Source organism: Bradyrhizobium yuanmingense (assembly GCF_900094575.1).
Taxonomy (GTDB): Bacteria; Pseudomonadota; Alphaproteobacteria; order Rhizobiales; family Xanthobacteraceae; genus Bradyrhizobium; species Bradyrhizobium yuanmingense.
The window spans coordinates 206,953-226,755 of the sequence record NZ_FMAE01000002.1; the positions used below are offsets into that span (position 1 = coordinate 206,953).

The 19,803-nt window shown below is 64.7% G+C and carries 21 protein-coding genes and 1 tRNA gene; 10 read left to right on the forward strand and 12 right to left on the reverse strand.

The window, feature by feature from the left end:
* Positions 1-22: 22 nt before the first annotated feature.
* From lptB to GA0061099_RS06020, 5 genes are all read right to left on the reverse strand, one after another.
* Positions 23-1,036, reverse strand: a complete 1,014-nt coding sequence (gene lptB / locus GA0061099_RS06000) for an LPS export ABC transporter ATP-binding protein (RefSeq protein ID WP_036024403.1) — start codon at positions 1,034-1,036, stop codon at positions 23-25.
* Between the two features lie 224 nt (positions 1,037-1,260).
* On the reverse strand, positions 1,261-1,977 hold the full coding sequence (locus GA0061099_RS06005) for an LptA/OstA family protein (protein ID WP_036024401.1): 717 nt from the start codon (positions 1,975-1,977) through the stop codon (positions 1,261-1,263).
* Positions 1,978-1,982: 5 nt separating this feature from the next.
* The gene (gene lptC, locus GA0061099_RS06010) at positions 1,983-2,714 is read right to left on the reverse strand and encodes an LPS export ABC transporter periplasmic protein LptC (protein WP_036024399.1); all 732 of its coding nucleotides are present in this window, start codon (positions 2,712-2,714) and stop codon (positions 1,983-1,985) included.
* 164 nt (positions 2,715-2,878) lie between these two features.
* Complete coding sequence (locus GA0061099_RS06015; RefSeq protein ID WP_036024397.1) at positions 2,879-3,493, reverse strand: ribonuclease D; 615 nt, start codon at positions 3,491-3,493, stop codon at positions 2,879-2,881.
* 206 nt (positions 3,494-3,699) lie between these two features.
* Positions 3,700-4,977, reverse strand: coding sequence for a UbiA family prenyltransferase (locus GA0061099_RS06020; protein WP_036024420.1), 1,278 nt, complete (start codon positions 4,975-4,977; stop codon positions 3,700-3,702).
* Positions 4,978-5,284: 307 nt separating this feature from the next.
* Between GA0061099_RS06020 and GA0061099_RS06025 the strand changes: the two genes are divergently transcribed.
* From GA0061099_RS06025 to GA0061099_RS06035, 3 genes are all read left to right on the forward strand, one after another.
* Positions 5,285-6,550: an MFS transporter gene (locus GA0061099_RS06025; RefSeq protein ID WP_036024395.1), complete on the forward strand. Its 1,266-nt coding sequence runs from the start codon at positions 5,285-5,287 to the stop codon at positions 6,548-6,550.
* 186 nt (positions 6,551-6,736) lie between these two features.
* Complete coding sequence (locus GA0061099_RS06030; RefSeq protein WP_050995914.1) at positions 6,737-7,690, forward strand: Bug family tripartite tricarboxylate transporter substrate binding protein; 954 nt, start codon at positions 6,737-6,739, stop codon at positions 7,688-7,690.
* Positions 7,691-7,984: 294 nt separating this feature from the next.
* Positions 7,985-8,482 (forward strand): lysozyme inhibitor LprI family protein, encoded by a 498-nt coding sequence (locus GA0061099_RS06035; protein WP_036024390.1) that lies wholly within the window; start codon positions 7,985-7,987, stop codon positions 8,480-8,482.
* 156 nt (positions 8,483-8,638) lie between these two features.
* On the opposite strand, the gene GA0061099_RS06040 is transcribed toward GA0061099_RS06035, so the two are convergent.
* Positions 8,639-8,725 (reverse strand) — tRNA-Leu (locus tag GA0061099_RS06040).
* A gap of 151 nt (positions 8,726-8,876) precedes the next feature.
* Between GA0061099_RS06040 and GA0061099_RS06045 the strand changes: the two genes are divergently transcribed.
* Positions 8,877-9,842 (forward strand): complex I NDUFA9 subunit family protein, encoded by a 966-nt coding sequence (locus GA0061099_RS06045; RefSeq protein ID WP_036024389.1) that lies wholly within the window; start codon positions 8,877-8,879, stop codon positions 9,840-9,842.
* Between the two features lie 186 nt (positions 9,843-10,028).
* On the opposite strand, the gene GA0061099_RS06050 is transcribed toward GA0061099_RS06045, so the two are convergent.
* The 3 genes from GA0061099_RS06050 to GA0061099_RS06060 all read right to left on the reverse strand — a co-directional run bounded on the left by GA0061099_RS06050 (position 10,029) and on the right by GA0061099_RS06060 (position 13,080).
* Positions 10,029-10,769, reverse strand: coding sequence for an SDR family oxidoreductase (locus GA0061099_RS06050; RefSeq protein ID WP_036024388.1), 741 nt, complete (start codon positions 10,767-10,769; stop codon positions 10,029-10,031).
* 3 nt (positions 10,770-10,772) lie between these two features.
* Positions 10,773-12,098, reverse strand: coding sequence for an FAD-binding oxidoreductase (locus GA0061099_RS06055; RefSeq protein ID WP_036024419.1), 1,326 nt, complete (start codon positions 12,096-12,098; stop codon positions 10,773-10,775).
* Between the two features lie 175 nt (positions 12,099-12,273).
* The gene (locus tag GA0061099_RS06060; protein WP_036003355.1) at positions 12,274-13,080 is read right to left on the reverse strand and encodes an undecaprenyl-diphosphate phosphatase; all 807 of its coding nucleotides are present in this window, start codon (positions 13,078-13,080) and stop codon (positions 12,274-12,276) included.
* 169 nt (positions 13,081-13,249) lie between these two features.
* Between GA0061099_RS06060 and GA0061099_RS06065 the strand changes: the two genes are divergently transcribed.
* The 3 genes from GA0061099_RS06065 (at position 13,250) to GA0061099_RS06075 (ending at position 16,045) form a co-directional block, all read left to right on the forward strand.
* Positions 13,250-13,942 carry a glutathione S-transferase family protein gene (locus GA0061099_RS06065; RefSeq protein WP_036024387.1) on the forward strand — a complete coding sequence of 231 codons (693 nt, stop codon included), beginning with the start codon at positions 13,250-13,252 and terminating at the stop codon, positions 13,940-13,942.
* Positions 13,891-15,066 carry a tRNA epoxyqueuosine(34) reductase QueG gene (gene queG, locus GA0061099_RS06070; protein ID WP_036024385.1) on the forward strand — a complete coding sequence of 392 codons (1,176 nt, stop codon included), beginning with the start codon at positions 13,891-13,893 and terminating at the stop codon, positions 15,064-15,066. The genes GA0061099_RS06065 and queG overlap by 52 nt, the downstream gene beginning before the upstream one ends.
* A gap of 181 nt (positions 15,067-15,247) precedes the next feature.
* A complete protein-coding gene (locus GA0061099_RS06075) occupies positions 15,248-16,045 on the forward strand; it encodes an acyl-CoA thioesterase domain-containing protein (protein ID WP_036024383.1) in 798 nt (265 codons plus the stop codon).
* 129 nt (positions 16,046-16,174) lie between these two features.
* Here GA0061099_RS06075 and GA0061099_RS06080 read toward each other — a convergent pair whose 3' ends face one another.
* Together GA0061099_RS06080 and GA0061099_RS06085 are read right to left on the reverse strand one after the other, a co-directional pair.
* Positions 16,175-16,642 (reverse strand): nuclear transport factor 2 family protein, encoded by a 468-nt coding sequence (locus tag GA0061099_RS06080; protein WP_036024382.1) that lies wholly within the window; start codon positions 16,640-16,642, stop codon positions 16,175-16,177.
* A gap of 194 nt (positions 16,643-16,836) precedes the next feature.
* Positions 16,837-17,625 (reverse strand): alpha/beta hydrolase, encoded by a 789-nt coding sequence (locus tag GA0061099_RS06085; RefSeq protein WP_036003334.1) that lies wholly within the window; start codon positions 17,623-17,625, stop codon positions 16,837-16,839.
* 251 nt (positions 17,626-17,876) lie between these two features.
* Here GA0061099_RS06085 and infC point away from each other — a divergent pair, with 251 nt between their 5' ends.
* A complete protein-coding gene (infC, locus tag GA0061099_RS06090) occupies positions 17,877-18,416 on the forward strand; it encodes a translation initiation factor IF-3 (RefSeq protein WP_074447655.1) in 540 nt (179 codons plus the stop codon).
* A 68-nt stretch (positions 18,417-18,484) separates the two neighbouring features.
* Here infC and GA0061099_RS06095 read toward each other — a convergent pair whose 3' ends face one another.
* Complete coding sequence (locus tag GA0061099_RS06095) at positions 18,485-18,880, reverse strand: hypothetical protein (RefSeq protein ID WP_036024380.1); 396 nt, start codon at positions 18,878-18,880, stop codon at positions 18,485-18,487.
* A 275-nt stretch (positions 18,881-19,155) separates the two neighbouring features.
* On the opposite strand from GA0061099_RS06095, the gene rpmI reads away from it, so the two are divergent.
* On the forward strand, positions 19,156-19,356 hold the full coding sequence (gene rpmI / locus GA0061099_RS06100) for a 50S ribosomal protein L35 (protein WP_008539890.1): 201 nt from the start codon (positions 19,156-19,158) through the stop codon (positions 19,354-19,356).
* 79 nt (positions 19,357-19,435) lie between these two features.
* Positions 19,436-19,795, forward strand: coding sequence for a 50S ribosomal protein L20 (rplT, locus tag GA0061099_RS06105; RefSeq protein WP_027550107.1), 360 nt, complete (start codon positions 19,436-19,438; stop codon positions 19,793-19,795).
* Positions 19,796-19,803 lie beyond the last annotated feature (8 nt).

A 19,803-nucleotide genomic window follows, 5' to 3' on the forward strand; every position in this document is an offset into this window, starting at 1 on the left:
CTTGACGAATTGGAAAAAAGGGCTAGAGGCGGAATTCCTCGCCAAGGTAAAGGCGGCGCACGTCCGGATCGGCAACGATCTCATCCGGGGTTCCCTCGGTCAAGATTTCCCCGGCATAGACGATATAGGCACGGTCGGTCAGGCCGAGCGTCTCGCGGACATTGTGGTCGGTAATCAGCACGCCGATGCCGCGATTGGTGAGATGGCGGACGAGGTCCTGGATGTCGCCGACCGCGATCGGGTCGATGCCGGCGAAGGGCTCGTCGAGCAGCATGTAGTTCGGCCGCGTCGCCAGCGCGCGCGCGATTTCGACGCGGCGACGCTCGCCGCCGGACAGCGCGATCGACGGTGATTTCCGTAGCCGCGTGATGTTGAACTCGTCGAGCAGCGAGTCGAGCTGCTGCTCGCGCTTCTTGCGCGAGGGCTCGACCACTTCGAGCACGGCGCGGATGTTCTGCTCGACGGTGAGGCCGCGGAAGATCGAGGCTTCCTGCGGCAGATAGCCGATGCCGAGCCGCGCGCGCTGATACATCGGCAGCTTGGTGACGTCGTGGCCGTCGAGCTCGATCGCGCCGCGATCGGCCTTGATCAGGCCGGTAATCATGTAGAACACGGTGGTCTTGCCGGCGCCGTTCGGGCCGAGCAGGCCGACGGCCTCGCCGCGGCGCACATAGATGCTGACGCCGCGCACCACCTGGCGGCTGCCAAAGGCCTTTTCCACACTATGCACAGCCAGGAAGCCGGGCCGCTTCAACAGCTGCGGCGCGCCGGCACCGTTGGACCTGGCGGCCGTTCGGACGGGATGAACCGCCTGCGGACGCGGCTCGGCCTGATAGTCGGCCTCGTAGTCGCCCGTGTAGTCACCTTGGAACTGGTCGGGCCCGCGGGGCTGGTCGCGGGCAATCGGCGTGTCCCTGACGGGACTGGGCACGAGGCCGCCGACGCTGTCCCCGAGCGCAGTGATGTCCTGACGCGCAAATCCTGGCCGGCCGCGCTTGGCGGGGCGCCGACGGAACATGCTGAAGAGATCGACCATCCCCGCCTTCTAGCCTTTGGCGTCGTCTTGCGCGAAATCCGCGCGATCTGTCGCGCCAGCCTGAGCGATTGGCCGACGCAGCATGGGTGAAGGAATGTCTCATGCCCAGTGAAACACGCCCGAAAAGCGGCGGACCCCGCTTCGAAAGCCCTGCGCGCTAGATACAGGCTCGCCGGGCAGGCTTCAACCCTCGGTTCGGCCGCATCCGAACCAAGCCGTTGAATTCATTTTGGTTTACTTGCACCGGGTAACTGCAAAGGCGGCGCGCCGCCGGGCTTGCCCGAACCGCAATCGTTGCTGGAGCCCTGCGGCAGCAGGACCTGAACCCGGCCGCTGTCGGATTCCACACGTGACACGCCGGTCGTCATATCGACAGTCAGCCGATCGCCCCGCATGACGTTCTTGCACTGGGTCATGACGACTTGGCCCGAGCCCCCGCCGAACATGGTGATCAGGTTGGTCTTGGTGTCGAACACGGCGGTCTCCCCCGTCACCACCTGGTCCTTCTGGGTGACCACGACATTCCCGCGCGCCTCGAGCCGCTTGATCGAGGAGCTGCCGCCCGGACCCGGCTGCGCCGACTGCATCGGCGCGCTCTTGGTCGCTTTCGCCGCAGGCTGCGGCGCGGCCGGCTTGTCGCCGCCGCCCGAATCGTAAAACACCACCAGCGTCTTCGAGGTCATGGTGGTGTCGCCCTGCACGACCTTCACATTGCCGGAGAAGGTCGCCTCCTTCTTCTTGTCGCGCATCTCGAGCGAGGCCGCTTCGATCTGAATTGGCTGATCGCGGTTTTGCGTAAAGCCCTGCAGCGCGTTGTTGGGCGCAGTCGCCGAACTCTGCGTGCGGCCTTCACCGGATGCGATCAAGACACCAAAGGCAAGCGCGGCTGCGCTGACGATCGCGCTGCGCCTGTTGTCGTTGCGCGAGAAGAACTTCATCATGAAAATCACTTCGAATTGGCAGACTTGTTCTGAGGCGTGCGCGTCTTCGTCGGCGCAGGCTCGGTTGGTCCAGGCTGAGCAGCGGCGGGTTCATCCAGCTTGTCCAGATGCATCACCACATTGCCCTCGAAGCGGATGACGTCGCCGCCTTCGGTAATTCGCAGGCGATCCGCACTCAGCGTGCCGTTGGTCAGCTTGACGTCGACGCGCTCGTCCGAGGAGACCGTGCCCTTGCCCATGTCGACGAAGGCGGAATTGAGCCGCGCCTCATAGCCGGTCGAGGTGCGCAGGAAGATGTCCTTGCGCAGATCGAGCTGCTGCTGCTTGTTGTCGAAGCGGCCGGTGCGGGCATCAAGGAACAGGGTCGACTTGTCCTCCATCAGCACTTTCGCACGCAGGTCATTGAGATCGACATGATCGGGATCGGTGATGTCCTGCGTCGCGGTCTTGGCCCAGAGCTCATAGGGCCGCTGGTCCGGCGTGTATCCGGCGAGGTGCGGCGATTCCATCGTGATCCTGGTGCCCGACACCACCAGATTTCCGGAGTCGAGCGGCAGCTTCGGCATCAGCATGCGGAACGGATTGAAGATCGAGACGCCGATGATGACAGCCATGGACAGCACTACAGCACCCGGGACCGCGATACGCAGAATCCGCACCAGGCGGCTGTGGCGCGCCGCGCTGGCAAACTTCGCCGCAAGCGCGGCGTCGTAGGTGGGGTTCTGGGCCGAATTCACCGGGGTTCCTGCTTACCTGTCTCCTGACGTATCGCTCGCCTTGTCCGGTCGAGGGGGCGCACCCCATTCTATCCGGCGCCGCCCAAATATGCAGCCGGCGACAGGCCGTTACGAAAGTGTCCGAAACGGGGCGGCAATCCCGGGCCAACCGCCACGGGGGGCCTTCAGGAGTGCGCGAAAATGTCCTCTTCCGCCCAGCCCTGGAGGTCCAGCAGGGCGCGGGTCGGCAGGAAGTCGAAACAGGCCTGCGCCAGCTGGCTGCGGCCTTCCCGCACCAGCATGGCGTCCAGTCGGTCGCGCAAGGCATGCAGATGCAGCACGTCGGAGGCGGCGTAGGCGAGCTGCGGCTCGCTCAGGCTGTCGGAACCCCAGTCGCTGGACTGCTGCTGCTTGGAGAGGTCGATGTTGAGCACCTCGCGGACGAGGTCCTTGAGGCCGTGGCGGTCGGTGTAGGTGCGGGTCAGGCGGGACGCAATCTTGGTGCAATAAATCGGCCCGGTCATGACGCCGAAGGTCTGGTTCAGCACCGCGACGTCGAACCGCGCGAAGTGGAATATCTTCGTGACCGCCGGATTGGCGAGCAGCGCCTTCAGGTTCGGCGCGTCGGTGTGGCCCTTGGGGATCTGCACCACGTCGGCGCTGCCGTCGCCCGGCGAGAGCTGCACCACGCAGAGCCGGTCGCGGTGCGGGTTCAGCCCCATAGTCTCGGTGTCGATCGCCACCGCTCCGGTGTAGCGGGACAGGTCGGGCAGGTCGCCGCGGTGCAGGCGTACGGTCATGAAACCCTCGGGTCGAATCGGTGCGTCGATATCATAGGCTAGAGCATGATCCGGAAAAGTGTGCAGCGGTTTTCCGAAAAGATCATGCTCAATCAATAACCTAAAGCGCGATGACGATTCATCTTAATCGCATCGCGCTTTAGTCGAATGGATCGCGATGTAGCCAGTCGCGACAGGTCACGCAAGCGGCCGTGACCTTACGGCCGTCAGATCGCAGCGAGCATAATGCAGATCATCGCCGCGACTGCGGTGCGGCTGGGGCCGTCCCGGAACGCGTACAGGATCGGATCGTCCGGCATCTCGCGGCGATGCGCCATCATCAGAGCACGGCCGAACCAGTACAGCAGCAGCGGTGTGAGCAGCCACAGCATCCAGGGGCGGCTGTAGAGCGGCGTCACCGCCGAGGACGAGACGTAGAGCGAGAACACGGTCACCGCGTTCATGGCGCTTGCCGCCGCCATCGCGGCGATGACGTTAAGGTCGGTGACGCGATAGTCGCGGTTGGAGGGATCGGCGAGGCCCACGCTCTCGCGCATGCTGAGCTCGCTGAAGCGCTTGATCAGGGCGAGCGAGGTGAACACGAACAGCGAGAAGATCAACAGCCATTCCGACAGCACCACGCCGACGCCGACTGCGCCGGCGACGATGCGAAGCGTGTAGAGGCCGGCGAGCGTGACGATGTCGACCAGCATCTTGCGCTTGAGCACGAGCGAATAGGCGATCGTGGTGGCGAGATAGAGGCCGAGCACGCCGAGAAACAGCGGCGAGATACAGAGGCTGGCGGCAAGCGCGAACAACCACAATGCAGGAATGGCCGACAGCGCCGACGAGATCGGCAAATCGCCGGCTGCGAGCGCGCGGTGGCGCTTGCTCGGATGCTGCCGGTCGGCGGCGAGATCGAGCAGATCGTTCATCAGATAGGCGCCCGAGGCGCAGGCCGAGAACGCCAGGAATGCGAGCAGCGCGTAGCCGAGGGTCGAAAGGTTCAGCTGATGCGCCGTGAGCGCAGGCACGAACACCAGCGTGTTCTTGGCGTATTGATGAACCCGCAGCGCTTTCACCCAGGTGGCGAGGCCGGCTCTGCGGACCTCGCCATTTTCGATGCGCGTGATGGAGGCACAATCGAACGGCACGCGCCCCGCCGCGAGATCGGCGTGCGTGACGACGCCATCGAAGCCGAGATGCGCTGAGATCGCCGCGGCATGAGCGGCGAGCCGATCCGCGACGAGATAGATCTTCTCGCCGCGCGCCCGTGCCGCCAGCGCCCGGTTCATCACATCGGAATCATAGGGCAGATGGGCGTAGTCGATTTCGCCTCGCGCCAGGATCGCCGTGAGCGCCGCCATCCCCGCCCGTCCGCCCGCACCGAAGCGCGCCAGCATGCGGCCGGGGCTGGAGAACAGCGCCTCCATCAGCAGTTCGGAACGCAGCAGCGCGCCTTCGAGGTCGATGACGAGGGTCCGGGCCGGCGACGGCTCGGACACGCGAGGATCATACTGGGAGGCACGCTGCTCCATCCGAAAACGCTCTGACTTGCCGTGACATGACCGGCATTCGGCCGGGGGAGCAGGAAATTGGACGGCCAACCCTATGGGAACATTCACTAAAGGCGGCTTAATTCACCTGGAGAGATGGGGGCGGCTTCCGCCCGAGGCGCTGTTGCCCGGATCCCACAATCCGGCGCGAGCTTCCTGTACCGTCAGAACTTTTGCTTCGCGCGCCGTGGATATCGTCCCGGCCCACCCTATCTGCCAATTTCCCTCCCCGGGGGCCCACCCTGGATCAGGTGCCATGACCGAACCAACGCTCGCTGCGCCGATCGACGACCAGCGTCCGCGCGGATTTTCGCGCTACCAGGCGCTCCTCATCGCGCTGCTGGCGCTGACGCAGTTCACGATCATCCTCGATTTCATCATCATGTCGCCGCTCGGCGCTATCCTGATGCCCGCGCTCGGCATCACGGCGGGGCAGTTCGGCGTCGCCGTATCGGCCTACGCGTTCAGTGCGGGACTATCGGGCATCCTCGCCGCCGGCTTTGCCGATCGTTTCGATCGCAAGCGCCTCCTGCTGTTCTTCTATGTCGGCTTCACGCTCGGCACGCTGTTGTGCGCGGTGGCGCCGAACTACCATGTGCTGCTGATCGGCCGGATCGTGACCGGATTGTTCGGCGGCGTGATCGGCGCGGTCGTGCTCGCCATCATCACCGACCTGTTCTCGTTGCAGATGCGCGGCCGCGTGATGGGAATCATCCAGACGGCGTTCGCCGCCAGCCAGGTGCTCGGCATTCCCGCCGGCCTGTTTCTCGCCAATTACTGGAGCTGGCATGTCTGCTTCATCGCCATCGTGGTGCTGTCGATCGTGACGATCGCCATCATCGCCTTTGCCATGGAGCCGGTCGACGCGCATCTGAAGCTGAAGCAGGACAGAAACCCGTTCCGCCATCTGGTCGCGACGGTCGGTGAGCCGCGCTACACGCTCGCCTTCGCCGTCACGACGCTGCTGGCGACCGGCGGCTACATGCTGATGCCGTTCTCCAGCGCCTACACCGTGCACAATCTCGGCATCGACATCACGCATCTGCCGACGATCTATCTCGTCTCCGGCCTGTTCAGCATCGTCACGGGACCGCTGGTCGGCCGCGCCAGCGACGCGTTCGGCAAATATCCGACCTTCGTGTTCGGCTGCGCCATGACCGTCCTCATGGTGCTGATCTACACCCATCTCGGCCACGTCTCGCTCGCGACCGCAATCATCGTCAACGTGCTGATGTTCGTCGGCATCTTCTCGCGCATGATCCCCTCGCAGGCGCTGATGTCGGCGATCCCGGAGCCCGGCCAGCGCGGCTCGTTCAGCGCGGTCAGCGCCTCGCTCCAGCAACTGTCCGGCGGGCTCGGCTCGGTGCTCGCCAGCGCGATCATCGCCCAAGGCGCGGACGGCGCGCTACTCCATTTCGACCGGATCGGCTACGTCGTCGTGACCACGACGATCATCACGCTGGTGATGATGTACTTCGTGCAGAAGGCGGTGGCGGAGCGGACGGGGAAGCGGGTGGTGTGAGGGGGAGAGGAGCCGCCGTGCGAATTCGTTTTCCGCGCGATGGAAGTCACCTGCTTTGTGGTGGACACAGTGCCACACGTCACGCAGCCACGTTCTTCGCTAGTTTTATCCGATCGGTCCTCGCGACTCGACAAGAAACAAGACCAAGGGCGGGAAATGAGAAAGCTGACACGACGAACATTCGTGATGGGTTCGGCCGTCGCGTTGTGCGCGCCGGCTGTAAGGACCGAGGCGCAATCCGCGTGGCCGTCCAAATCGATCAGGATCATCGTGCCCTATCCACCGGGCGGCCAGACCGATGGCATCGCGCGCGCGTTCGGCGACTTCCTGGCGCGGCAGGTGGGCAAGCCGGTCATCGTCGAGAACAAGGGCGGCGCCGGCGGCGTCATCGGCGTGGCAGAAGCGAAACGCGCCGATCCGGACGGCACCACCATCCTGTGCACGATCTCGTCGTCGCTGATCCAGAACCGCGTCACGGTAAGAGACCTGCCCTACGATCCCGAAAATGATTTTACCTATCTGACGATGGTCATCGGCGCTGGCGGTCCGGTCGTGGCGGCGAAGAAGACCGGTGCGACCAACCTGCGCGAGTTCATCGAATACTGCAAGAAAGTCGGCAGCGTGAACTGGGGATCCTACGGCGTGGGCTCGACGCCGCACGTCCTGATCGAGACGATCGCCAAGCAATACGGCATAAAGGTTCAGGTCATCCAGTATCGCGGCGAGGCGCCGATGTGGAATGACGTCGCCGGACAGACGCTTGATGGCGCCGCCGGGAGCTATGCCGCAGCCGCGCCCGTCATCCAGGCCGGCACCGGCAACCTGATCGGCGTGGTCGGCACCCGTCTGCCGCCCCATCCGGACACGCCGACCATGACCGAGCAAGGCGCCGTCGGCGACTTCTACAATCTGCGTCCCTTCACCACGTTTGCGGTGCCGTCCGGCACGCCGCGGGATATCGTCGATCGCCTCTCGCCGCTGCTGATCCAAGCCGGAACCGATCCGAAAGTTCAGCAGATGCTGAACAACTTCATCCTGTCATCGCCGGCCGATTTCGAAACGACGAATCGGATCTTCAAGCGCGACAGCGACGTGATGCTCCGCATCCTGGGCGATCTCGGCGTCAAGCCGTCGGATTAGCCGCGTCGCGGCCTAGTAGCCCAGCCCGCTTTGCTCGTCGTGGCTCTCCGTATTCGGCGCCCAGCCGACATTGAGCGGATCATGGCGACACTCCGGGCGTCTGCCGGCGTGTCAAATGCACGGTCGTCGTTGCGGAGCCACCAGATGGTTTCCAGATATGACGTGCAGAAGGCGGTGGCGGAGCGGACCGGGAAGAAGGTGGTGTGAGGAACGGCTCCTGCTCCACATTCGGGTGAACCCACGCCGGGCCTCCGGTGACCAAGGTTGCATCGATGCGCCGAACGGAGATCTCCCGTGAAATTCAAGCTTGCCGCCGCGATTCTCGCCGCAGGCCTCCCGCTGGCATCGATGGCTTTCGCCCAAGACACCGCCCAGAGCACCGCGCCAGCCGACCTTGCCGTGATCGATGCCTGCCTGAAGAAGGTGGAGAAAACCGGCGGTTTCGGCAGCGCCTGCGTCGGGCTCGTCGCCGACCCCTGCATCAAGGCGGCAGAGGGCGCGAATGACGATGTCGCCAGATGGAAGGCCTGCGCGGCGCGCGAACTCGCCGTCTGGACGCAGAAAACCAGTGGGGCGCTGAAGAAGGTTCAGGCCGGCGGGTTCGCCGACGCGATCAAGGCCGTCAATGACTCGCAGAAAGTTTTCGCCGCCTCGCGTGATCGCCTCTGCGCGGTCTTCGACAACGTCGACCCCGGCATGTACCGGGGCGGCGCGAGCTACTGCCGCCTGCGCGAGACCGCGAACCGCTCGCTGAGCCTGATCAAGCTGGGCGCTGCGGTCAACGAGCACTGAGGCTTCCTAGGGGGGCTCGGGTCACCGGCCTTGCCGGCACCTTCCGACGTGGCGACGACGGCCATTCGGCGCCATGAGCGCCGTGCTTCGGTGTCGCGGACCGGTCAGCAGCTCGATGTCCTGCGGATGAGCGATTTCAATCGCTTGAGCAGGGGATGGTGCCCAGGAAAGGACTCGAACCTTCACGGCCGTTAAGCCACTGGCACCTGAAGCCAGCGCGTCTACCAATTCCACCACCTGGGCATGCCGTTTGGGGCACGGAGGCGGTTACTACGGTTCGGTGACGCCGTTGTCAATTCATGCGTGAGGCCGGGGTCGGGATGCCGATTGCGCATCGCAAACCGGCCCGATACAAGCCTGACAAGACGCACTCTTTTCCGCAGGAATGGCTCCCATGGCATCGAATCTGGACACGCTGGTCACGGTTTTCGGCGGATCTGGGTTTTTGGGCCGCAGCGTCGTCCGCGCCCTGTGCAAGCGGGATTACCGGGTTCGGGTTGCGGTGCGGCGGCCGGAACTCGCCGGATACCTGCAGCCGCTCGGCCGGGTCGGGCAGATTCACACCGTGCAGGCGAATCTGCGCTATCCGGCCTCGGTCAAGGCGGCGCTGCGTGATTCGCATGTCGTGATCAATCTGGTCGGCGTGCTCACCGAGAGCGGCGGGCAGACGTTTGACGCCGTCCAGGCCAGGGGCGCCGAGACCGTCGCCAAGGCGGCGGCCGCCGCAGGTAGCGCGCTGGTGCATGTCTCGGCGATCGGGGCCGATGCGCAGTCGCCCTCACGCTATGCCAGGGCCAAGGCGGCCGGCGAAGCCGCGGTCCTGGCCGCGGTTCCCTCCGCCACGATCTTCCGCCCCTCCGTGATGTTCGGCCCCGAGGACCAGTTCACCAACCGCTTTGCCGCGCTGGCCCGGATGTCGCCGGTGCTGCCACTGATCGGTGGCGAGACCAAGATGCAGCCGGTCTATGTCGGCGACGTCGCCAGCGCGATCGCGGATGCGGCCGACGGCAAGGCCAAGGCGGGCGCCACTTACGAGCTCGGCGGGCCGGAAGTGCTGACCATGCGCGAGATCATCGAGGCGATCCTCGAAATCACCGACCGCAAGCGCATGCTGGTGCCGCTGACATTCGGCCTCGCCCGCTTCCAGGCCAACTTCCTGCAATTCGCGCCGGGCGCGTTCAAGCTGACGCCGGACCAGGTCACGCTGCTCGAGCGCGACAATATCGTGTCGGACGCGGCGAAGGCGGCCGGGCTGACGCTGGAAGGCCTCGGCATCCAGGCCGACTCGCTGGAAGCGATCGCCCCGCAATATCTCTGGCGCTTCCGCCCGCAGGGCCAGTTCCAGCGCATGAGCGTGTGAGGGATCTTCTTTACCTCGCCCCGCTTGCGGGGAGAGGTCGGATTGCGCAGCAATCCGGGTGAGGGGTACAGGTCTCTCGAAGACCGCTCGTGCGGAGAGAGACCCCTCACCCCAACCCTCTCCCCGTAAGAACGGGGCGAGGGGGTGCACTGTCGCTGGAACGAAGACTGGCCTGTTACACGACTTTCAAAACTTCAGCTTCTTGAACACCGCTTCCGGCAGCGTCTTGATGATCAGCATCACGAGACGCCATCTGCCGCTGACATAGACGATGTCGGTCTTGCTCTCGACGGCGCGAAGGATCTCAGCGCCGACGACGGGGGCTTCGACGGTGAGCGGGCCGATCAGCTTCATGCCTTCGGTCATCCTGGTGCGGACGAAGCCGGGCTTGACCGTGACGACGTGCACGCCGCCACGGCTGGCGCGGGCGCGCAGGCCGGACAGGAAGGCGGAGAAGCCGGCCTTGGCCGAGCCATAGACATAGTTGGAGGCGCGGCCGCGATCGCCGGCGACCGAGGACACGCCGACCAGCGTGCCGCTGCCGCGGCCCAAGAACTTCTCCGCGAACAGGCCGAGGATCAGCGCCGGACCTTCGTAGTTGGAGCGCATGATCGCGGTGGCCTGGGCGAGATCGCTCTGCGCGCTCTCTTGCACACCAAGCAGGCCGACGATCGAGATGACGACATCGGGCAGCGCGGCCAGGCCGGCGACGAAGCCCTCGAATGAGGCGGTGTCGAGCACGTCGAATGTGTGAACACCGACCTCGACATCGTAGCGCGCGCGAAGATCGGCGGCGTCAGGCTCCAGCGCGCCGACGTCGCGGCCGGCGAGCCCCACATCGTATCCCGCTTTGGCAAAGGCGCGCGCCGTGGCGCGGCCGATGTCGGATGAGCCGCCCAGCACCAGTACAGACTTGCGCGACGTCACGGCCTAGACCTCATCGAACAGACGTTGTGAAAGCTTGGAGCGGATGTTGCCGGCAGGGTCGAGCGCTTTGCGGATCGCGTTGAAGCGCGGCAGGGCGGGATAGCCGGCTTCGAGCGTCTCGCGCGACTGGCGCGCATCCTTGGCAAGATAGAGCCGGCCACCGGCCGCGACAACGAGACGGTCGATCTCGTCGAGAAAATTCAGGATGTCGCCGCGCACAGGGAAATCCAGCGCCAGCGTGTAGCCGGGCAGCGGAAACGACAGGATGCCCTCGCCCTCGCCGAGCTTCTTCAGCACCGCGAGGAAGGAGGCATCGCCGCGCCGCGCGACGCGACCCAGAATCTCGCCGAGCACGTCGCGCGCGCCGTTCTCGGGTATCACGCATTGATGCTGCAGAAAGCCGCGCTTGCCGTAGATGCGATTCCAGTCGGCAAGGCTGTCGAGCGGGAAGAAATAGGGATAGAGCGAGACCACATGGCTGCCGCCGGCGCGGCGCGCGCCCATGCGATAATACAGCTCGTTGAAAACGCGGATGCTGAAGCGGTTCAGCGTCATCGAGGGCAAATCGATGGGCACGCCAAGACCGGGATGCTTGCCGGCGGGAAACGCCGCGGCGCCGGCAGGAAGCTCGTCCTTGCCGGCGTGCTCGCCGAGATAGATCAGCGAGCGGCCGAGATCCTTGCCGCGGGCGGCGCAATCGATCCAGGCCACCGAATAGGTCGCGGCATCGCCTGCATCGAGCGCGCGCATCGCGGCATCGAGGTCGGATGCCGAGATCACGCGCTCGCGGATCCACCCCGTTTCGACCTTGCGCAGCCGCAAGGTCGCTTCGAGGATGACCCCGGTCAGGCCCATGCCGCCGATCGTCGCAAAGAATGCGTCGGAGTTCTGCTCGCGCGAGGCTTCGATCAATTCGCCCTCGCCCGTGCGCAGCAGGATGCTGTCGACATAGCGGCCGAAGCCGCCTTCACAATGGTGATTCTTGCCGTGCACGTCGGCGGCGATGGCGCCGCCGACCGACACGAAACGCGTGCCGGGCAGTACGAAGGGCAGGAAGCCGCGCGGGCCGAAGGTCTCGATCAGGTCCGAGAGCAGCACGCCGGCCTCGAGGCGGATTCGGCCGGTCGCCGGATCGAACCACCTGATGCGGTCGAAGCCCGTCATCGTCAACGTCGTGACGGTCCCGATCGCGGCATCGCCATAGGCACGGCCATTGCCGCGCGCCACGGTGCCGGACACGATGGCGTCGGCTACCGACGCGAACGCGCGCGGACGCAGCATCTCGGTATCGACGACCGGGAAGCGCCCCCAGCCGCTGACGAGGGTCATGGGCTCAGCTCCTGCGCCGGGCGCGCCGCCCGGCATTGCGAAACTGAGTACCGATCAAAAGCTTATATTGCGTTGAAAGCGTAGCCCGGATGGAGCGCAGCGTATTCCGGGATCGTGCCCCAAGTGATGACGGACCGGGATGCGCTGCGCTCCATCCGGGCTACGGACCAAGGGCCTACCGTCCCAGCGCCAGCGCGATCAGGCCGAGGGTGCCGACGATGACGCGCCACCAGGCGAACAGCAGGAAACCGTGCCGGGTGACATAGGTCAAAAACGTCTTCACCACGATGATCGCGGTGATGAACGACACCACGAAGCCGATCGCGACGATGTTGATGTGGTCCATCGTCATCTCGGCGCGGCTCTTGTAGAAGTCGTAGGCGAACGCGCCGATCATGGTGGGGATCGCCAGAAAGAACGAGAATTCCGCCGCCGCGCGCTTGTCGGCTCCGAGCAACATCGCGGCGACGATGCTGGCGCCGGAGCGCGACACGCCCGGGATCATGGCCACGCACTGCGCGATGCCGATATAGAGATACATCAAGAGCGGAAATCTGGTGGCATCATACTCGCGCGGCTTGAGCTCGAGCTTGTCGACCCAGAGCAGGACGGCGCCGCCGACGATCAGTGTGAAGCAGATGACCCACGGATTGAACAGCAGGAGCTTGATGTACTTACCGGCGACGAGGCCGACGATGACAGCGGGCAGGAATGCGACCAGCACGCCGATCACGAAGCGGCGAGCATAGGCATCGCCCGTGAACAGGCCGATCACGACGTCCCACAGCTTGCGGAAGTACAGCCCCACGATCGCGAGAATCGCGCCCAGCTGGATCAGAACCGTAAACGAATCCCAGAACGCGCCTTCTCCGAGATGAAAGAAGCGCTCGGCGATCAGGAGGTGACCGGTCGAGGATACGGGAAGGAACTCGGTCACGCCCTCGATGATGCCGAGGATCACTGCCCGTATAGCGTCTGACATATTTACGGTCCATTTCGGCTGGAAAAGCGGGGCTCTTCTCGCCTATTCGACCCCATGCCGCAATCGCAAAATGCCGAATCACGCCCTTGCTTCGAGGTTTTGAAGGACTAGTGTGGCGCCGCACAAACATTGATGGATTCTTAAGCACCATCACATAGTCAAAGGCTTCATGTTTACGCTGTTTCATCATCCGTTCTGTCCGCATTCGCGCTTCATTCGCCTGATCGCGGGTGAATACGGGCTCGACCTGAAGCTGATCGAGGAGCGCAGCTGGGAGCGGCGCGAGGCGTTTCTGCTGCTCAATGCGGCCGGCACCACGCCCGTGCTGGTGGACGACGAGCAGCCGCCGATTCCGGGCGCGGCCATCATCGCCGAATATGTCGATGAGGCCTATGGGGCCGGGATGGGCCCCAAGCGCCTGATGCCGGAGACGCTTGCCGAGCGTGTCGAGGTGCGCCGGCTGATGGCCTGGTTCAACGAAAAGTTCTTCGAGGAAGTCTCGCATCCACTCGTCACCGAGCGCATCTACAAGCGCTTCATGAGCGAGGAGAACGGCGGCGGGCCGCCTTCGGCCGACGTGATGCGCGCAGCGAAGGCCAATGTGCGCTATCATCTGGCCTATATCGGCTGGCTGGCGCAGACCCGCAACTTCCTCGCCGGCGACCGGCTCACCTACGCGGATCTCGCCGCCGCGGCGCACCTTTCGGCGATCGACTATCTGGGCGACGTGCCATGGAGCGAGGACGACGCAGCAAAGGCGTGGTACGCGCGGGTGAAATCCCGCCCGTCGTTCCGTCCGCTCCTCAGCGAATGGCTGGCCGGCGTGCCGGCGTCGCGGACCTATGTGGACCTGGATTTCTGAGCTGCGACCCGACTGAACTGAAGGCGGCGCTGGCGCGCGAAGCGCACGCGCTCGGCTTCGACTGCATCGGCGTCACCGCGCCGGGCTCGATCGATGCGGCCGGACAATACTTCCTCGAATTCATCGCCTCGGGCGGCCATGGCGACATGGATTGGCTTGCGAACCAGCCGGAGCGCCGCGTCGACCCGCGCGGGCTGTGGGCCGATGTGCGCAGCGTGATCATGCTCGGCGTCAATTACGGTCCCGACTCCGATCCGCTCGCGATCCTGAAGCAGCGCGCGCGCGCGGCGATCTCGGTCTATGCGCAAGGCGACGACTATCACGACCTCATCAAGAAGCGGCTGAAGGCGCTGGCGCGCTGGCTGGTCGCGACCGCGCCGAGCGAGGTGAAGGTGTTCGTCGACACCGCGGCAGTGATGGAGAAGCCGCTGGCGCAGGCCGCGCATCTGGGCTGGCAGGGCAAGCACACCAATCTCGTCTCGCGCGAGTTCGGCTCGTGGCTGTTTCTCGGCGCTATCTACACCACGCTGGAGCTGCCGCGCGACGAACCCGAGATCGATCATTGCGGCTCGTGCCGAGCCTGCCTCGACATCTGCCCGACCGCGGCGTTTCCAGCGCCCTACAAGCTAGATGCGCGGCGCTGCATCTCGTATCTGACCATCGAGAACAAGGGCCCGATCCCGCACGAGTTTCGCAAGAGCATCGGCAACCGCATCTATGGCTGCGATGATTGCCTTGCCGCCTGCCCCTGGAACAAGTTTGCGCAAGAGGGGCGTGAGGCAAAACTCGCCGCGCGCGACGAGTTGCGCGCGCCCTCGCTCGCTGAGCTGGCACGGCTGGACGACGCGGCATTCCGTGCGCTGTTCACGAAATCGCCGGTGAAGCGCATCGGCCGCGACCGGTTCGTGCGCAATGTGCTGATTGCGATCGGCAACTCAGGCGAGGTGGCGCTGGCTGAGGCGGCGCGGCGATTGTTGGATGACGCAAGTCCGCTGGTGCGCGGCGCGGCGGTGTGGGCGCTGGGCCAGTTGCTGGCGCGCGAAGAGTTTGAGGCGATGAAGGGTGCTGCGATCAGTAACGAGCACGACGAGAGTGTGCGCAAGGAGTGGCGCGCCGCTTCCTAGCTCACCGTAGTCATTCCCCGCGAAGGCGGGGAATCCAGTGCGCCGCGGCCTATCGATTCAATCACAACTGCCGCGGAGTACTGGATCGCCCGGTCAAGCCGGGCGATGACACTCATGTTGTGGCTGGCACATGCTCTCACCACCCTTGATTTCCCCGCCCATTCCCGCAATCTCGCGCGTCATGACAAGCATGCCTTTCTTCACCCGCGACGGCGATACATTCCATCCGACGGAAGTCGCCAACGGTCCATGGGATCCGAAATCGCTGCACGGACGCGTCATCGTCGGACTGCTCGGCTTCGTCATCGAGGAGCGCCATTCCGGGCCCGAATTCGTGCCGGCGCGGCTCACGGTCGACATGTTCCGGCTGCCGACTATCGACAAGCCGATCGAAGTGACGACGCGGCTGGTGCGCGACGGCATGCGCATCCGCGTGGTGGAAGCGGAGTTCTTTTCCGGCGGGGTCAGCATGGCGCGCGCCTCGTGCCAGCTGCTGCGCAAGACGCAAAATCCCGATGGCAATGTCTGGTCGCCGCCGAACTGGGACGCACCGAAGCCGGCCGAGATCCCCAAGCCGACCGATCCCAGGCTCGGCATGAACGGCAAATGGGCGACACGCCCGATCGTCGGCCATATGGGCTCGCTCGGCCCGCGCAGATTGTGGATGAGCGAGGTGCGTGAGCTCGTCGCGGGCACCCCGATGACGCCGTTCGTCCGCGTCGCCACCGGCGCCGATTTTGCGAGCCCGTTTGCCAATGCCGGCGACCAGGGGCTCGGCTACATCAACAGCGATGTCACGATCTATCTGCACCGCCTGCCGGCGACGGAGTGGATCGGCTTCGAGGTGGTGAACCACCACGCCACCGACGGTGTCGCGATCGGCGAATGCTGGCTCTATGACGAACAGGGTCCGATCGGCACCGCGACGGTGGCCGCGCTGGCGCAGCGCAAGCCGATGGTGAATCCGTCGAAGCGGTAGGAGCGCGCGCCTCTCTCCGGTCGTCATTCCGGGATGCGCCGTCAGGCGCAGACCCGGAATCCATCGGGCCGCAGGCCAAGAGTTGAAATGGATTCCGGGTTCGCGCTTCGCGCGCCCCGGAATGACGACCTAGTCCAAATGCCGCTGCATCTCCGGCCGCGCCTTCAGTTCGGCACCCTGCTTGGCGACGATCTTCGCGATCCGCTCCGGGGCGAAGTTCAAATCGACGAACGCCGGCGCGGTGTTGGCGACCTCGTGATAGCTCGCGATCCTGCCGCCCTTCAGCGTCATGATCGCAACGCCCTCGAACATCGCCCGCGCGCCGTTTGCTTCCGGCAGGGTCGATCTATAGCTGAAGGTGTAGCGCGCATAGAGCGTGGTGCCGTCGGTGACGGGATCATGCATGTCCCAGCGGAAATCGGTCGCCGTGCGGTAGAACCAGTCGTCGATCATCGCGGCGATCTTCGCGCGGCCGGCGAAGGCGCCGTAGAAGACATCGTGATAGACGCCGTCCTCGGTGAACAGCTGGGCGAAGGCTTCGCCGTTGCGCTGCTCGACGGCATCGCAGAAGGCGCGCAGCATGGCGGTGGTGGTCATTGGCGTTGCCTCCCAGTTGTTATGCCCTCTCCCCTTGCGGGAGAGGCCAGCTCCGCTCGTTGACGCGCATTTCGTTCGGGTGAGGGGTTGCTTCCGCGAGTCCAACTCTCATTCGGGCCCGTGGAGAGAACCCCTCATCCGACTTCGCTTCGCGAAGCCACCTTCTCCCGCAAGGGGAGAAGGAAGATGACACATCACCCGATCTCAGCCACCGCCGCAAGAAGGCGCGCGATGTCCTGCGGGCGGGACAGGCGGTGATCGCCGTCCTGGATCATGGTCAGCACGACGTCGTCGGCCGGCAGGCGATGAGTCAGCGCAAACGCGTGCTGCCAGGGCACATCAGGGTCCTTCGCGCCTTGCAGGATGCGGACGGGGCAGCCGAGATCGATGGCGCTGCCCAGCACGAGGTGATTGCGTCCCTCCTCGATCAGGTTCCGCGTGATCGGATAGGGCGAGCCGTCGCCATATTCCGATGGGCGCAGCCAGAAGCCCTTGGTCTCGATCTCCTTCTTCACTGCGGGCGAAAAATTCTTCCACATCAGCTCTTCGGTGAAATCGGGCGCCGGCGCGATCAGGACGAGCCCTGCGAGCGACGCTTTGCCGGCACGCTTCTTGATCTCGCGCGCGAGCAGCAGCGCCATCCAGCCGCCCATCGACGAGCCGATCAGGATTTGCGGGCCGTCGCAGAAGCGTTCGAACACCGCAACACTGTCCTCGAGCCAGCTGCCGATGGTCCCCATGGCGAAATCGCCGCTGGATTCGCCGTGGCCGGAATAGTCGAAGCGAACGATTGCGCGGCCGCGCTCGTGGGCCCAGGCATCCAGCGCCACGGCCTTGCCGCCCTGCATGTCCGACTTGAATCCGCCGAGCCAGACCAGGCCGGGGCCTTTCCCAGGACGGCGGCGCACCGCGATCCTGCGGGCGGACGGCCCTTCGCCCACATCGATGAATTCAAGCGCGGCATCGGGAATTGCGTCGGTCATGGAACGTTTACTCTGATTGTGCGGTTTGAGCTGTCCGGACCTGTTCCGAAAGCACGACCGGCATCGGTATTGGTCCTTTGGGACGCTTGCGGAACAGAGGCAAGGTGTCTATGTCGGTCAGCGTGCCGAGGGCCGTGACCAAAATGCATCGCATTTGAGGGTTTTTCGCGCCTCGCACCAGCGACTTGCTTGCCGGCAAACGCATCTTCCTTCAAAATAGCCGCTTCTTTCACAACTTTGGAGAACCACCCATTCGCCGTCCTAATAAAGCTCCGCCCGCTGCCAGCAAAGACGGGCCGCGCATCAATGATGATATCCGCAATGCGCAGATCCAGCTGATCGACCAGACCGGTGACAACAAAGGCACGGTCGAGACCGTCGTCGCCATCCGCATGGCGCAGGAAGTCGGGATGGACCTGGTCGAGATTTCGCCGAATACCAGCCCTCCCGTCTGCAAGATCATGGATTACGGGAAGTACAAGTATTCCGCTCAGAAGAAAGCCGCGGAAGCCCGCAAACGGCAGAAGACCGTCGAGATCAAGGAGATCAAGCTCCGTCCGATGATCGACGACCACGATTACGACGTGAAGATGCGCGCGATGCAGCGCTTCTTCGAAGAGGGTGACAAGGTCAAGATCACGCTGCGCTATCGCGGCCGCGAAATGGCGCACCAGGAGATCGGCACCAAGTTGCTCGACAAGATCAAGACCGACGTCGCCGAGCTCGCCAAGGTCGAGCAGGACGCGCGGTTCGAAGGTCGCCAGGTCGTAATGGTGCTGGCGCCGCGCTGACGCGCAACGCTTTAGGACCTCGAGAATTTCAACGGCCCGTCCGGATCCCCGGCGGGCCGTTTTGTGTGTCAGGTCCTCGTCGCCTGCCAGGTTCCGCTGCACTGGTCGCCGGAGATAATTCCCTTCCACGACCCGGCGCCGTTCACGCCGGCGAGCCGGCCGCCGCCACTGGCGTGGGAGGCGCCGACCGAGACCTGCACGGCGACAGCGCCGGAACGGTTGACCCGGCCCGAGACCCGGCCGCCGCCGGCGGAGGAGACGCGGGTGCCGGTCACGGTGAAGGGAACGCTGTAGCCCGAGCTGCAATTGCCGCGGGTGGTGGCGAAGGTGACGTTCCAGATGCCGTCATAGCCGCCGGCGCGGGCGTCAGCCGCCTGTGGCAGCGCAGCCGCGGCGAGCACGGCGAACAGCGCCAGAGGGCGCGGGCGGGCGAATGAAATCAGAAGTTGCGGGAAATGAGCCATTTTGGACCTGCTTCAGGCGAGAAGGCTTGGACATGAGGGGTGGCAGCGTTCAATAGTCGGCGGGCAGGTTGCGGCGGTTCATCGTTGCCAATTGGCCTGTCCTCTGTCATAAGCCCAGCCTTCACCGCCCGGCTGATTTACGGGCTGCCGTGGCGGTGTCTCGTGCGGGTTTCGCGCCTGTTCGCAAAACTTGAGCACAATCAACGCTCTAACGAGCATTTTTGACGGTCCAGCCGCCTTCGCGGGCGGATCTCTGTGGCCATTAGGAGAGCCAAATGCCCAAGCTGAAGACCAAATCGGGCGCTAAAAAGCGCTTCAAGGTGACTGCCACCGGCAAAGTGATGCACGCCCAGCGCGGCAAGCGTCACGGCATGATCAAGCGGACGAAGAAGCAGATCCGTCAGCTCCGCGGCACCCGCGTGCTGTTCAAGACCGACGGCGACAACGTCAAGAAGTACTTCTTGCCGAACGCCTGATCGGGTCCACGATCATTGCCACCTCTGCCGCGCATCCCGCGGCGATCCGATAACCAAGTCATCTCTGAAGGATCTCGTCATGTCTCGCGTCAAACGCGGTGTGACCGCCCACGCCAAGCACAAGAAAGTCTACAAGGCCGCCAAGGGCTTCTATGGCCGCCGCAAGAACACCATCCGCGCCGCCAAGCCGGCCGTGGAGAAGGCCCAGCAATACGCCTTCCGCGACCGCAAGCGTCGCAAGCGCACCTTCCGCGCGCTCTGGATCCAGCGCCTCAACGCCGCGGTCCGTCCGTTCGGCCTGACCTACAGCCGATTTATCGACGGCCTTGCCAAGTCGGGCATCACCGTGGACCGCAAGGTGCTGTCGGATCTCGCGATCCGCGAGCCCGCCGCGTTCCAAGCGATCGCCGAGAAGGCCAAAGCCGCGCTGGCGGCGTAAGCCGCCCC